The organism is Sulfurimonas sp., assembly GCF_023229025.1.
Classification (GTDB): domain Bacteria; phylum Campylobacterota; class Campylobacteria; order Campylobacterales; family Sulfurimonadaceae; genus Sulfurimonas.
Map to the genome: position 1 here is coordinate 50,713 of NZ_JALOAA010000003.1, position 13,742 is coordinate 64,454.

The window sequence follows — 13,742 nt, forward strand, 5'->3', positions numbered from 1 at the left end:
TTTTATTTTTCGTCTTCTGTTTTGATGGTTAGGTAAGGAGGGGTTTTGTCTCTGCGAGTGGATTCGCAGAGGCAGATTATGATTTTAACTCTTTTGTAAACTCTTCTATGCGCTTAATTCCTATTTGGATATTTTCTATGCTAGTAGCGAAGCTAAATCTAAAATAGCCTTCACTCCCAAATCCTACACCGGGAACAACGGCAACCCCTTTTTTCTCTAAAAGCTCTTTGCAAAATTGCATAGAGTCATTACTAAGCTCTTTAATATTTACAAAAAGGTAAAAAGCGCCATCAGGCTTGTAAACACTTAGCCCTTCAATTGCATTAATTAGCCTTACAGCCTCATCACGGCGCTCTTTAAATGCAACTCTCATCATCTCTATATCTGCATCTGCCGAACCATCTAGTCCTGCTATTGCCGCTTTTTGCGTTATAGAGTTTATGTTTGAAGTGCTTTGGCTTTGAAGTTTTTTTGTTGCTTGAATAAGCTCTGTGTTGTGAGCTGCCATGTAACCAAATCTCCAGCCTGTCATCGCCACTGACTTGCTAAGACCGTTTATGGTTACTGTTCTTTTATACATATCTTCACTAGTCGCCGCAGCAGAGGTAAACTCCCCGTCATAGATAAGCTTTTCATACATCTCATCACTTGCAACAATTACATCAGTTCCCTCAAGTACTTTGCCTATAGCCTCAAGTTCAGCTTTTGAATAGACTGCACCGGTAGGATTTGATGGGCTAGTTAAGACTATCATTTTTGTTTTTGGAGTAAGAGCATCTTTTAACTGCTGTGGGGTTATCTTAAATGCGTTGTCATCATGTGTTTGTATCTCTACAACAGTTCCGCCATAGTACATAACAAGTTCAGGGTATGTAACCCAGTAAGGAGCCGGAATGATGACTTCATCGCCTTTTTGAATTGTTGCGGCAAAGAGATTAAACAAAGAGTGTTTAGCGCCATTGTTTGTAATTATCTGATTTGGTGCGTATGATAGATTGTTCTCCCTTTTTAACTTCTCTGCTATAGCAGCTTTGAGTGTAGGGATGCCGTCAACTGCCGTATATTTTGTAAAACCTTCATTAATAGCCGCAATAGCCGCATCTTTAATTATGCGAGGAGTATCAAAGTCAGGCTCGCCTGCTGAAAAACTGATGATATCTTTTCCTTGCGCTTTAAGTTCTGTCGCAAGTGTAGATATTGCAATAGTGATTGATTCCGATAGTGAATTAATACGGTCTGTTAGCATATTTAACCCTTTTAAAAATATTGAGCGAATTATACTAAAATAATTAGATAAGTGAACAACTATCTATGAAAAAGTTTTAGCTTTTCATAGCTCTAATAAATGATTCATAAATATTTTCAAGTTCTAAGTCTTGTTCAAGTAGTTCTTTGTTGTCTTCAACCAGTATATGCTCAAGAACAGCAACACGTTTGAGTAGGTATTCAAACATCTCTTTGTTAATGTCCGGAAGAAGATTATGCATAAGTGGATCTTTACATCTGCCTTTTTCAATAACATGAGCAGGAATACCTATTGCAGTTGCATTATTAGGCACAGGTTTTACCACAACAGAGTTAGCACCTATTTTTGCGTACTCGCCAATTGTAATATTTCCAAGTACTTTTGCTCCGGCACCTAATACGGCACCCTTTTTTATAGTCGGGTGTCTTTTGCCTTGAGTAAGAGAAACACCGCCAAGTGTTACTCCCTGATATATCAAAACATCATCTTCTATTATTGATGTTTGACCTATAACGACTCCAAAGCCATGATCTATAAAGACTCTTCTCCCTATGACGGCACCCGGATGTATATCAATATTTGTAAGAATTTGATTAAACCCTAAGATAACTCTTGCAAGGGTTTTAAAGTTTGAACAGTAGAGTTTGTGGGCTATTCTATACCAAGCTATAGCCCAAACACCGGGATAATTAAATAGAAAATCAAGTCTAGAACTAAGGGCTGGATCATTTTTATAAACATTGGAAAAGTCCTCTTTGATATCAGCATAAATTCCCAAGTTTTACTCCTAGTTTGTAGTTCTTAAGTAACCATTTTGACTTAAAAATAGTTCTAATTTTGCAAGTGTATCATTTTTTTCTTTCTCCGAAATAAATTCAGAGCTTAAGAGATCATTTCTTAGCTTATTTGAGAGCATAGTTGAATCATATCCGATAGAGTCTAAAATATTTAGTACGCTCTTAGATTCAACAGCATTTTTAATCTTATAAGAGTACTCATCTATTGTGATTGTGTATTCACTTGGATGTGTAAAAAGATTATGCTGCATACCAAGAGTCTCTTGATACGCACCGACATTGAAAAAGCCTAAAAAATACTCCTCCTCATCAAGGTTTACATCATGAAGATAGAGTGGTTTATCGGGGTTAAAACCTATCTCTCCATCACTATCACATGTGATATCCCATAACGAAGCCGCTCTTAGCGGGGTTGTGTTTAGATGGTGTAGAGGCATAACCGGAAAATGCTGTCCTAATCCCCAGTAATCAGGCAAACTTTGAAATATTGATGCGTTTATAAGATATCTCTCTTGCAGCTTTACCTGAAGCTGTGCTAGCTCATCCGTAGGGTTTGCAGACTTTAAATATAGAGCTTTTTTTATAATATTGTGAACCAAAATTTCAGCGTTTGAGCGGTCTTGAAGGTCAATATACCCTAAATCAAAAAGCGTTAAAAGAGACTCCATATGATCAAGAGCGTCATGAAGATACTCAATACAGTTAGTGTTGTTTAAAAGATTATTTAGCTCTATTAACTCAACAAGCAGGGGTGGATTGACTTTTTTAAAATTAAGTAGTTTTTCTTGATAATCCTGAGTAAATAGCTCTAAAACAGGTGTAATTAAGACAGCGTGAGAAGCAACTATAAATCTTCCTGATTCTGTAAAAATATCAGGATGATCAACATTTTTTGCATTCATAATCCCGCCTAGTAAGAAAACGACACTATTTGAAAACTCATCTATTGAGTAGTTTCTAGCACTTGACATGACATGCTGATCATACTCGACAGCCAAACCGCCGCCTATGTTAATACTCTTAAGAGATTCTGCACCCATTTTTTTTAGCTCTGCGTAGATATTTCCGGCTTCTCTTAGCGCTTTTTTAAGCGGTGCAATATCTGACATCTGCGAGCCTATATGAAAATGAACCATATTTAGCTTATCTAAGAGTTTAGCATCTTTTAGAAGTGAGATAGCCTCTATAATTTCAGTAGAAGTAAGACCAAATTTTGCATCCATTCCACCGCTTTTTGCCCAGATACCGCTTCCTGTGCTATGAAGTCTTACTCTAATTCCAATATTTGGAACTTTAAGGTTGCACTCTTTTGCTACCTCTATAATTGTCTCAAGCTCTCCAAGCCCTTCTATGGTAATAGTAATGTTATGACCGCTTTGTGCAGCTATAAAGCCAAGCGTAATCATCTCTTTATCTTTAAAACCATTTACAGTTATGTTTGCACCACTTGGAGTTTTACTCATCGCTAAAACTAGTTCGGCTTTTGAACCGGCTTCTAAGCCGTAGTTGTACTGTGCCCCTTGAGAGGTTATCGCATCAACCGCATGAGGAAACTGATTTACCTTTAGCGGGAAAACAGCATTGAAACCTCCTTTATAGTTGTTTTGTTCTATAGCTTTGTCAAAATAGGAGTAAAGAGTCCTAATCTGACTCTTAATTAAATGAGGAAACCTAAGCAAAATAGGTCCTCTTACATCATTTGAACGAATCTCTTCAACTATCTGAAGGAGAGAGGGCATGCACTTGTAGTTTAATTTTATTTGACCATCTTCAATAATAAAATTGCCATTAGACCAGATGTTAAGACCAAAACTTTTCAAAATTATTCACCTATATGTAGTTTTTGACGAAAGTATCTATCTATATCAAAATATACTTCGCCGCTTCTATTTTTAAAAGTAAGATGTTTTTTCTTAAGCTCTGAAATATGTTTAATACCCATTACACTAAGAATAACCTTCATACTCTTTACAAGATTTTTATGATAGTGACCTATCTCTGCACCTTTTTTGACAACTAGATAAGAGGCTCTTCTTTTTGGATCTTGAGTCGCCATGCCAACAGGACAGATATGTGAGCCAAAACCAGAGCACATTCTAGCACGAATACAACCGCCACTCATCATAAACCCTCTGCCTATTCCTACCGCATCTGCACCCATTGCCATAGTTATTATTATGTCATCAGGAGTTAAAATCTTCCCACTTGCGATTATCTTAATATCTTTGCGAAGATCATACTTAGTGAGGATGGTATCAAGAACATAAAGCGCATTGTTCGTATTTAAACCTACAGACTCCATGAGCTCAAGGGGAGCAGTAGCGCTTCCTCCCTCACCGCTATCTAAAGATATAAAATCAGGAATGGATCCTCCACTCTCTCTTTTTTTTGCAATCTCTTTTACCATCTCTTCTACCGAATCTGCATCTGAAATTACAATTTTAAAACCTACCGGTTTTTTAGAGAGATTTTGTAGTTTTTCGACAAAGTCTAAAAGATTAGCGGTTGTATCCGCATAGGGGAAGCGGTTTGGAGAGAAGAGGTCCTTGCCTTCAGGAACTCCTCTATAGTAGGCAATATCAGCCGATACTTTTGAGCCTGCTAGTTTTCCTCCGGTCTGCTTTGCACCTTGAGCAATTTTTATCTCCGTCATGCGACAAAACTTCATAGCTTTTTGATACCTAAGTTCATCAAATTTTCCATCTTTATCACGAACACCATAAAGAGCAGAACTCATTTGAAAAATCATATTTGGGATGTCATTAGGAACTTCCTGCGGAAAAGACTCTATAGGTGCAGACCAGTTTACGCGAAAGAGTACATGAGATGCTTTATCATATATATACGTATTTTGAGTCTTTTTATTTAGTAAGATTGTTCTGTACGCTTTTAGGGCAAGTGCAGCGTTAAAGAGCTTATTTAGTACCTTAAAGACAATTTCTGAGAGCATAGTACTTTTTACAATTTCAAGATATTGGCAATTTTTCAAATCCGGCTTGTGGGTAAAGAGATGATTTGATGTAAGAGAGCCTTCTCCCGTATTGATGGTAAGATTTGTTGCCGCTCCTGCTATAGAGAATGCTCTAACAGCTTCCGGACTAAGCGCTCCATCACTCATAGCAGAGCGTATTACAGGGGAGTGAGAAACAAATGGAATCTCTCTATCTTTTCCAAAAATCACACTGACATCTTCACTGACTTCATCTTCATTGAGAACATTTGATGAGTGTTTTATAATGAATCTTGAACCCTCAAAAGGTTGAGATACCGAAAAAGATTGAAAATTTGGAACATCCTTAGCAGCTTTATATACCCACTCTATTTTATCTCTAGAAGCGTAGAAGGACTCATCTGCGAAGTATTGACGCAAAGGCTCTCTTAGGGCTTCAAAAAAGTAACGCATTCTTCCTATAATCGGGTAGTTTATCAAAAGCGAATGACTTCTTTGGACATACTTGTCATAGATAAATAGAAATACTAAAAAAAGCAGTAAAGCGAGTGTAAAAAATTCAAAGAAATTTACAAAAAAATTCCAGATGGCGTGAATAGATTCCATTAAAACTCCGACATTGGTATTGTGTATTCAGATTTATCTTCTAGGTTTTTTATCCAAATATTTTTATCTCTCATCTCATTAGAGCCTATAACAGCGCAATATTTTACATTTGCTTTGTCAGCGGCTTTGAGATGATTTTTTAGATTTTTAGATTTATACTCTACTATAACTTTATCTGTTTGTCGCTTTTTATGTGCAATCTGAACTACGAAATCAAGCGCTTCTTCATCCATAGCACCCATGTAGTAGCCATCTTTTTTTGTTTGGGGCATTTTAATAAGCTCCATGAGTCGCTCTATACCCATTGCAAAACCAACAGCAGGGGTAGGTCGACCGTCTAAAAACTCAACAAGTCTGTCATATCTCCCACCTCCTGCAATAGCGCTCTGACTTCCTATCTCATCACTTACAAACTCAAATGCTGTTTTTGAGTAGTAGTCTAAACCTCTTACAAGATTTGTATCTATTTCGTATTTTATTGAGTTATCATCTAAAATCTTCTTTAGAAGCTTAAAATCATCACTACATGTTAAGCAGAGATGATTTAGGAGCTTTGGAGCACCTACATATAGCTCTTGGCATGAGCCGTTTTTGCAGTCAAGCACTCTTATGGGATTTGTATCTACTCTGCGAATACAATCTTCACAGATGCCATCTTGACACTCTTTTACAAACTTTACTAGTTTGGTACGGTAAGGGGGCATACATTCGTTGCAGCCGAGCGAATTTAGTTGAAGTCTGTATCCAATGCCGAGAGTTTTTAAAATGTCACTAACCATCATAATCATTGAAGCGTCTTCGTAAACACTACTCTCCCCGAAACTCTCAACACCAAACTGATGAAATTGTCTTAATCTTCCTTTTTGGGGTCTTTCATATCTAAACATAGCCCCATGATAAAAAAAGCGGTGTATTCCGCCGGCGCGATCTAGTTTTTTTTGTATAAATGCACGAACGACTCCTGCCGTTCCCTCAGGACGAAGACATACATCATTGCCGCCTTTGTCTATAAACTGATACATCTCTTTTCCGACAATATCGCTTGATTCGCCTACTGAGCGCTTAAAAAGAGTAGTCTCTTCTAATAGAGGAGTTTCAATAAAGTGAAAACCATATCTCTGAGCTATATTGGTAGCTGTAGTTATGAAATATGTAAATCTCTCATAATCCTCGCTTAAAATATCATTCATTCCCCTGAGTGAAGCAATCATCTATTTCCTTGAGCGTTTATGTAATTAAAGTAAAGTCATTTTATTTAAATGAAAGAATACCATTTTTTACTTATATTTTGATTGATTAAGTTTCTGTTTTATCAATCAATACTAAAAAAATATTTAACTTTTTATTAATAATAAAGTCTTATACTTATTAGATAGTTATAAATTTAAAGAAAAAGGATCTACCATGATTGATTTACCAAAATTGCCTTTTGCAAACAACGCACTTGAACCTTTTATATCCGCAGAAACTATAGAGTACCATTACGGTAAGCACCACATAGCATATGCAAACAAACTCAATGAGTTGATAAAAGGAACAGAGTTTGAAAAAATGTCTCTCTCTGCAATTATTAAAAACTCTGATGGAGTTATTTTTAATAATGCGGCACAGGTTTTTAATCATGATTTTTATTGGAAAAGTCTAAGTGGCTCAAAATCTGCTCCAACTGGGAAGTTTTTACTCAAAATCAACAATGATTTTGGTTCTATAGAAGCCCTGAAGGAGGAGTTTATAAAAGCGGGAACAACTCTTTTTGGTTCAGGCTGGGTATGGCTAGTTAGAGAGCCTAAAGGACAGCTTATGATTAAGCAGACAGAAAATGCAAAAAACCCTCTGGCTTCTCATCTTGTACCTCTGTTTGTATGTGATGTGTGGGAGCATGCCTACTACATAGACTACAGAAATTTGAGAGCTAAATATTTAGAAGAGTTTTGGAATCATATCAACTGGGAGTTTGCTACAGAAGCATTTGAAAAAACAGATAATCATATTTTCATAGGAACAGAGGTCTGTAACGATATACATGAGCCTTTTTGTGAAATTTTAGACGATATTCAAAATCAAGACAGAGTAATTAGCTAAAGGCGGTTTTTTTGTATATAATAAGAAATTATTAACAAAAAAACAGGGGGTTTTGCAAGATGCAGCAACATCAAAGCTTAAAAGAACACTATAATTTTACAAAAGAGGAGGCTCTTATCTTAAAGGAGCTTCAACCAAGAATGGAGGAGCTCTCAAACAGGTTTATAGAGGAGTTTTATGACTATATCTGGGGCTTTGGTTCAACAGCTAAATTTCTTAAAAACCAAAAGATTATTGATTATCACCGACTAAAGATAAAGGCGTGGTTTATCAATCTTTTTTGTGGAAAATATGACTTGCAGTACTTTACATATCTATATAAAATAGGTGAAGTTCATGTAAGGATAGGACTTCCAACCCACTACGTAAACTCTGCTTTTACCTTTGTTAGGACATTTATAATAAAAAATCTTCATGAAAATTGTCAAGATGAGAAACAGAACATGAGAGAGATAGAAGCTGTTGAGAAGATTGTCGATATAAATCTAGATACGCTAACGAGCTCATATAGAGAAGAAGAGCTTAGCAAATTTTTATCTCTGTCAAAATTTGAAAAAATAGTTCTCTCGGGACTTAAAAAATTTAACTCCTATGTAAACTTCTTTCTTGCAGGTTCATTGGCGTTAGTAGCGTTTTTTGCTATCGGACTTTTTGGTTATGATATATATCTACTGTTTTTTACTGATATAGGGATAGAGAAGGGGATATTAACGGTTCTTGGAAGTCTGCTTGTGCTTTGGGCGGCGATAGAGCTTATACATGAGGAGATAAATCATCTCCAAGGAAAAGGCTTTGCTATCGGGGCATTTATCATGCTTGCTATGGCAGCACTTATACGTAAAGTACTTATCTACTCACTCTCCTCGGAGAGCGGGAATGAGCTTTTAATTATAGGAAGCGTGATAGTCGCACTTGCAGTTGCATACTGGTTAGTTGGCTTAAAAAGGGTAGTCGGGGTCAATACCAATAAAGGGGATAGTGCCTTTTAGTATTTGTCGATAAGTTATTAATTACAAGTGCAACTAGAAGCATTAAGAGTGCTCCTGTTGCTATTGGAGTAATCGGATACATCCAACCTAGTGATTGAATATGCTCGCTACCTATAACAAAGATAAGGGCTGTTGCACCGCCTGGAGGGTGCATTGTCATAGTTAAATGCATAACTAGAATTGACAGTGAGACGCTAAGTGCGCACAAGGTTCCAAACTCCAATGATTGTCCAAACATTTTAACTAAAAATACTGATACCGTAGCGGATAAGATATGTCCGCCAATCAGATTTCTCGGCTGAGAGAATGAGACTTCCGGAGCTCCATATATTAGCACGGCAGAAGCCCCAAAAGATCCAAGTAAAAAGAAGCCGTCTTGAGGTGAGAACATGTGGCTAAAAAATGACATAAAATAGATACTCACAAATGCACCGAGAGTCGACCATAATATTTTACTAAGAGACTTCCTAGTAGGACGTGTCTCCTTTGTTCTCATTTTTGCAAAGTATCTTCTAAGTGACATTTATGCTCTCCAAATAAATTGTGAGAATGATAAACACTTTTTTTATAAAGAGCATTGATGTATGTCAACAAAAATTAAAACTACTCCTGAGGCTCTTTATGATACCAAAAGGGCTCATTTTTAGGATCATTTAGTTTTGCTCTTCCCTCTAGGGAGTCTTTAAACTGCTCTCCCAAAGCGGGACATTCTATAGCTTGAAGTGTCACTTCTTTGTCACTAAAGGGGTCGACGATTACCCTATTTAGTGCCTCAATAGTAAGTTGTGGATAAACTCTTTTTATAAGTATGACATCATCGCCTTTTTTTACCTCTCCCTCATCCACTACTCTTGCATACCATCCTGTCAAACCGTTGTTATAGATGATGCTCGTCATAGGTTTTGTGGCAGTATTTGCCGAGAGTTTCCAACATGGTTGTCTTGGTTGCGATACCTCAAAAGTGGCTTCTCCGACTTTAAGAATATCACCGACGCAGATATCTGCTTCGTCTATTTTATCGACTAAAAGATTCTCTCCATAGTGAGCAATCTCATCGTATACAAAATTGTTACCGCTTAGCTTATTTAGCTTTTCATATGTTTTTGTAGAGAAAAAAAGCACCGCTTTCGTCTCGCCGCCGTGATGAATAAGATCTGCTACTTCATCCCCCATAAAGCCTGTTTTTGTCATAAACGCACCCTCTATAGGATATTTTTTTATGCCTGAATCAAACTCTTTATCGCTTGTGAGCTTCTTGTTTTTGGTAATTTTTCCGACTTTTAGATGTAAGACATTTGTTAATTTTTCACTCATTTTTAACCCCTTTTTTATTTAATATTGTTTAATATCTCCTGCGTTATATCATCTATGCTTTTTGTGGCATCAACTGTTATAAGCTCAAGATTTAGAAGCTTTGCAGCCTCTATAATTGCTTCTTGTATGCCAAGAAGATACTCTTCTCCCCTTAATTCAATTCCATCAAGCTCTTTTTGCGAGAGTCTAAATTTTAACTCCTCTTTCGTAAGCTTTAAGAGAAAGATTTTTGAGGGGTATATGCCGCCTGTTGCAAAATTATTCAAGGATACTAGATCTTTTTTCTCTATCTCGCCTTGGACAAGAGCGTAAGCAACTCCGCTTACAGCGCTTCTATCAGAGATTATTAATCTCTCTTGATTTGGCTCGATAACCTCTTTTACATGCTCCGCACGATCTGCTAAAAAGAGTAAAAACTCCGCTTTTTTACTCTTTGTTTTAGCGCCAAGAACTATCTCTCTTATCTTTTTTCCAATCTCGGTAGCTCCGGGTTCTTTTGTAATGACGGCATCAGCAAAATATCCTCTTAATCTCTCTATCTGCGTGCTTTTTCCGGCTGTATCAATTCCCTCTATTGCAACGTACATGATTTCATATTTCCTATAATTTTTTGTACCTCTTTTGGAACAAGGTGCTCAGTTTTGCCATTAAATTTTAGCAAATTTCTAACAATAGAGGAGCTTATAAATGCATGTTGGAGCTTTGGCATAAGATAAACCGTCTCAATAGTATCATTTAGAGAGTTGTTTAGATATCCAAGCTGAAGTTCATACTCAAAATCGCTTACCGCACGCAAACCACGAATGATTATACTGGCACCATGGGTTTTTGCAAGTTCAACAGTGAGGTTGTCAAAACCAAGAACAGTGACATTTTTTAAATCTTTTACAGCCTCTTTTGTCATCTCAATTCTCTCTGCTAATGTAAACATCGGTTTTTTATCTTGAGATATCGCAACTGCTATGATTACTTCATCAAAGAGATTTAAAGCTCTTTCGATAATGTCAAAGTGCCCGTTTGTAATAGGGTCAAATGTACCTGGGTAAAGTGCTATTTTTCTCATTATTTCCATCTTTTATATAAATTGTTTTCTACATTAAGTAAATCAAACCACTTTCCTATAAGGAAGTTCTCCATCTCATCAAGAGTCTGCTGTTTGGAGTAGTAAGCCATAACGGGCGGTGCTATGATGACTCCAAGAGTTGCAAGCTTGTGCATATTCTCTAAGGCGATTGCCGAAAACGGCATCTCGCGCGGAGCTAAAATAAGCTTTTTATGCTCTTTTATCATGACGCTTGCACATCTTGTTACTAAGTTGTCCGCTATGCCACACGCTATTTTTGCTAGCGTGTTCATGCTACAAGGCGCGATAATCATTGCATCCACTCCAAATGAACCCGATGCAATACTTGCAGAGATATCACTGTTGTCATGCAGGGTCACACCCATCTCTTTATCTAAAACTGTCTCAGAATTTTCTGTCATTATGAGATGTTTTTCTATATCTTTGGGAAGCAGGTTGATGATTTTTAAACCTAAATTTACACCGCTTGCCCCGCTTGTAGCTACTACTATTTTACGATTTTTCACTCTATCTCCGCTCTGTTGTTGCCTGTAACTTTGACTTTTAAAGTTTTTCCATTGCTGTTTTGAACTTTTATTATATCATTTACTTTGGCGTCTTGAAGTGCTTTTGCGCTAAAAGTAATGACCATTCCCTCTTTAACCATGGTAACGTTAATCATAGCATCTCTTCGTACCACATCGGGTGATTCTACATCATTATAGGTAATAATCCTGCCTTTTGGTATATGGCGTTTTGCCTGCAGTTGAGTGCTGTCCATATCTTGAAGCGGCTTGGCTCTAAATCTATCTAAGAGAATCTTTTTTTGTATGTAGTGCAGAGGTGTTATCTTGGTGTCTTTTTTTATCTTCTCTCTACTCTGAAATACAGTAAGACGCGCCTTTATATAGTAGTTAAAAAAGTACTTCTTGTTTTGGGGAGTTTTAATGTTAATAGTCCCATCGCTAAAGAGATAGTCACGACTTCGTATCTCTACAATATAATCTTTAGGCAGAGTCTGCATGTAGGCTCTTGGTTCTACAATAATATCCTCTATCTCTATGGCATCATACTGTTTTGTGTAATACTCTCTTAGCCTCTGTTTTATGAAGGATGTATCTATCGGACTCTTTAGAACAAAGTTTACGTAACTGCTTTTATGCTTGTAGTTTTTATACCTATTTTTATCGAGCATCTTTATCAACTCTTTGCTTTTTATCTTATCTAAATAGTCATTTTCGGGAATTGTTAAAATTTGAAAACAGTTTTTTTTATCTCCCGTAATGACAGATGAGTTTACTTCTCTGCTATCTACATAGTAAACACCTCTAAGCTCCATATTTGCATAGAGATTAAAGCAAAAAAGTAGTAAAACAATAAGCTTAAGTAACATAAAAAAAGTCCAATCATAAAATTTTTAGTATTTTAACATAATAAAAAATAGAGGAGTTTAAGTCACTCTTTAGTATAATCCCCCGCATAAATAAAAAAAAACATATAAGGTTTTACTTTTAATGAGTTTTAAGATAGCAATAGCCGGAACAGGATATGTAGGACTTAGCAATGGGATTCTTTTAGCACAACATAATGAGGTTGTCGCACTAGACATTATCCCCGAGAAAGTGGAGATGCTAAACAAAAAAATCTCTCCTATTGAAGATAAGGAGATAGAAGAGTTTCTTTTAAGAGATGATTTAAATTTTCGTGCAACATTGGATAAAAACGAGGCGTATGACAAAGCCGATTATGTAATTATTGCAACGCCGACAGATTATGATGCACAAACAAACTACTTCAACACAAAAAGCATTGAGTATGTAATCGCTGACGTTCTAAAAATAAATCCAGATGCCGTAATGATTATAAAGTCAACCATTCCTGTAGGTTATGTAAAGAGCTTAAAAGAGAAGTTTAAAACAGACAATATTATCTTCTCACCTGAGTTTTTAAGAGAGGGATTGGCACTTCATGACAACTTATACCCAAGCCGCATTATAGTCGGTGAAAAGAGTAAAAGAGCAGAAGTGTTTGCTTCTCTTTTGGCAGATGGTGCCATCAAAAAAGATATACCAATTTTGTTTACAGATTCGACAGAAGCAGAGGCAATAAAACTCTTTGCAAACACATATCTTGCCATGAGGGTTGCATACTTTAACGAGCTTGACTCATACGCACAGACACACGGACTTGATACCAAGCAGATTATAGAGGGAGTGGGGCTTGATCCGCGCATAGGGACACACTACAACAATCCGAGCTTTGGATACGGCGGATACTGCTTGCCAAAGGACACAAAACAGCTTCTTGCAAACTATAAAGATGTACCAAGCAATCTGATAGAAGCGATAGTAAACGCAAATAGCACAAGAAAAGATTTTATAGCAGACTCAATTTTAGCCAAAAAACCAAAGGTAGTCGGAATCTACAGACTTGTTATGAAAACAGGAAGCGACAACTTTAGAAGCAGCGCTATACAAGGCATTATGAAGCGCATAAAAGCAAAAGGGATAGAGGTAGTTATCTATGAACCTGCCTGCCAAGAAGATGATTTCTTTAACTCAAGAGTTGTAAAAGATTTGGACGAGTTTAAAAAAATAAGCGATGTCATAGTGGCAAACAGGCTTAGCGAGAATATTATGGATGTAAAAGCCAAAGTCTATACGAGAGATATATTTAATAGCGATAGTTAAGAGGA

General features: G+C 36.7%; 14 protein-coding genes. 3 read left to right on the forward strand and 11 right to left on the reverse strand.

Features of this window, described 5'->3' with window-relative positions; genetic code table 11:
• Positions 1-76 precede the first annotated feature (76 nt).
• From M0Q20_RS01515 to hisS, 5 genes are all read right to left on the reverse strand, one after another.
• A complete protein-coding gene (locus M0Q20_RS01515) occupies positions 77-1,246 on the reverse strand; it encodes a pyridoxal phosphate-dependent aminotransferase (RefSeq protein WP_295058107.1) in 1,170 nt (389 codons plus the stop codon).
• Between the two features lie 76 nt (positions 1,247-1,322).
• A complete protein-coding gene (cysE, locus tag M0Q20_RS01520) occupies positions 1,323-2,024 on the reverse strand; it encodes a serine O-acetyltransferase (protein WP_295058110.1) in 702 nt (233 codons plus the stop codon).
• A gap of 9 nt (positions 2,025-2,033) precedes the next feature.
• Positions 2,034-3,863, reverse strand: coding sequence for a biosynthetic arginine decarboxylase (speA, locus tag M0Q20_RS01525; protein WP_295058113.1), 1,830 nt, complete (start codon positions 3,861-3,863; stop codon positions 2,034-2,036).
• Between the two features lie 2 nt (positions 3,864-3,865).
• A complete protein-coding gene (locus M0Q20_RS01530) occupies positions 3,866-5,599 on the reverse strand; it encodes an FMN-binding glutamate synthase family protein (RefSeq protein WP_295058116.1) in 1,734 nt (577 codons plus the stop codon).
• Entirely contained in the window at positions 5,599-6,810 is a 1,212-nt protein-coding gene (gene hisS, locus M0Q20_RS01535; RefSeq protein WP_295058119.1) for a histidine--tRNA ligase, read from the reverse strand. The genes M0Q20_RS01530 and hisS overlap by 1 nt, the downstream gene beginning before the upstream one ends.
• Before the next feature lie 193 nt (positions 6,811-7,003).
• Between hisS and M0Q20_RS01540 the strand changes: the two genes are divergently transcribed.
• Both M0Q20_RS01540 and M0Q20_RS01545 read left to right on the forward strand, forming a co-directional pair.
• Positions 7,004-7,681: a superoxide dismutase gene (locus M0Q20_RS01540; RefSeq protein WP_295058122.1), complete on the forward strand. Its 678-nt coding sequence runs from the start codon at positions 7,004-7,006 to the stop codon at positions 7,679-7,681.
• A 59-nt stretch (positions 7,682-7,740) separates the two neighbouring features.
• Positions 7,741-8,670 carry a protoglobin domain-containing protein gene (locus tag M0Q20_RS01545; protein ID WP_295058125.1) on the forward strand — a complete coding sequence of 310 codons (930 nt, stop codon included), beginning with the start codon at positions 7,741-7,743 and terminating at the stop codon, positions 8,668-8,670.
• Here M0Q20_RS01545 and M0Q20_RS01550 read toward each other — a convergent pair.
• The 6 genes from M0Q20_RS01550 to flgA all read right to left on the reverse strand — a co-directional run bounded on the left by M0Q20_RS01550 (position 8,639) and on the right by flgA (position 12,440).
• Complete coding sequence (locus M0Q20_RS01550; RefSeq protein ID WP_295058127.1) at positions 8,639-9,193, reverse strand: HPP family protein; 555 nt, start codon at positions 9,191-9,193, stop codon at positions 8,639-8,641. The two genes, M0Q20_RS01545 and M0Q20_RS01550, sit on opposite strands and share 32 nt — an antisense overlap.
• Before the next feature lie 80 nt (positions 9,194-9,273).
• Complete coding sequence (locus tag M0Q20_RS01555; RefSeq protein WP_295058130.1) at positions 9,274-9,984, reverse strand: MOSC domain-containing protein; 711 nt, start codon at positions 9,982-9,984, stop codon at positions 9,274-9,276.
• A 14-nt stretch (positions 9,985-9,998) separates the two neighbouring features.
• Positions 9,999-10,571, reverse strand: coding sequence for a dTMP kinase (tmk, locus tag M0Q20_RS01560; protein WP_295058133.1), 573 nt, complete (start codon positions 10,569-10,571; stop codon positions 9,999-10,001).
• Positions 10,556-11,047 (reverse strand): pantetheine-phosphate adenylyltransferase, encoded by a 492-nt coding sequence (coaD, locus tag M0Q20_RS01565; protein WP_295058136.1) that lies wholly within the window; start codon positions 11,045-11,047, stop codon positions 10,556-10,558. Before coaD ends, tmk begins: the two co-directional genes overlap by 16 nt.
• Positions 11,047-11,574, reverse strand: a complete 528-nt coding sequence (locus M0Q20_RS01570; RefSeq protein ID WP_295058139.1) for a UbiX family flavin prenyltransferase — start codon at positions 11,572-11,574, stop codon at positions 11,047-11,049. The genes coaD and M0Q20_RS01570 overlap by 1 nt, the downstream gene beginning before the upstream one ends.
• On the reverse strand, positions 11,571-12,440 hold the full coding sequence (gene flgA / locus M0Q20_RS01575; protein WP_295058142.1) for a flagellar basal body P-ring formation chaperone FlgA: 870 nt from the start codon (positions 12,438-12,440) through the stop codon (positions 11,571-11,573). Before flgA ends, M0Q20_RS01570 begins: the two co-directional genes overlap by 4 nt.
• A 121-nt stretch (positions 12,441-12,561) precedes the next feature.
• Between flgA and M0Q20_RS01580 the strand changes: the two genes are divergently transcribed.
• Entirely contained in the window at positions 12,562-13,737 is a 1,176-nt protein-coding gene (locus tag M0Q20_RS01580; RefSeq protein WP_295058145.1) for a nucleotide sugar dehydrogenase, read from the forward strand.
• Positions 13,738-13,742: the final 5 nt, after the last annotated feature.

Bases quoted from the DNA above. Each gene is read 5' to 3' on its own strand.
- M0Q20_RS01515 (WP_295058107.1), bottom strand. From the start codon at position 1,246: ATGCTAACAGACCGTATTAATTCACTATCGGAATCAATCACTATTGCA.
- M0Q20_RS01530 (WP_295058116.1), bottom strand. From the start codon at position 5,599: ATGGAATCTATTCACGCCATCTGGAATTTTTTTGTAAATTTCTTTGAA.
- hisS (WP_295058119.1), bottom strand. From the start codon at position 6,810: ATGATTGCTTCACTCAGGGGAATGAATGATATTTTAAGCGAGGATTAT.
- M0Q20_RS01540 (WP_295058122.1), top strand. From the start codon at position 7,004: ATGATTGATTTACCAAAATTGCCTTTTGCAAACAACGCACTTGAACCT.
- M0Q20_RS01545 (WP_295058125.1), top strand. From the start codon at position 7,741: ATGCAGCAACATCAAAGCTTAAAAGAACACTATAATTTTACAAAAGAG.
- M0Q20_RS01550 (WP_295058127.1), bottom strand. From the start codon at position 9,193: ATGTCACTTAGAAGATACTTTGCAAAAATGAGAACAAAGGAGACACGT.
- M0Q20_RS01555 (WP_295058130.1), bottom strand. From the start codon at position 9,984: ATGAGTGAAAAATTAACAAATGTCTTACATCTAAAAGTCGGAAAAATT.
- tmk (WP_295058133.1), bottom strand. From the start codon at position 10,571: ATGTACGTTGCAATAGAGGGAATTGATACAGCCGGAAAAAGCACGCAG.
- coaD (WP_295058136.1), bottom strand. From the start codon at position 11,047: ATGAGAAAAATAGCACTTTACCCAGGTACATTTGACCCTATTACAAAC.
- flgA (WP_295058142.1), bottom strand. From the start codon at position 12,440: ATGTTACTTAAGCTTATTGTTTTACTACTTTTTTGCTTTAATCTCTAT.
- M0Q20_RS01580 (WP_295058145.1), top strand. From the start codon at position 12,562: ATGAGTTTTAAGATAGCAATAGCCGGAACAGGATATGTAGGACTTAGC.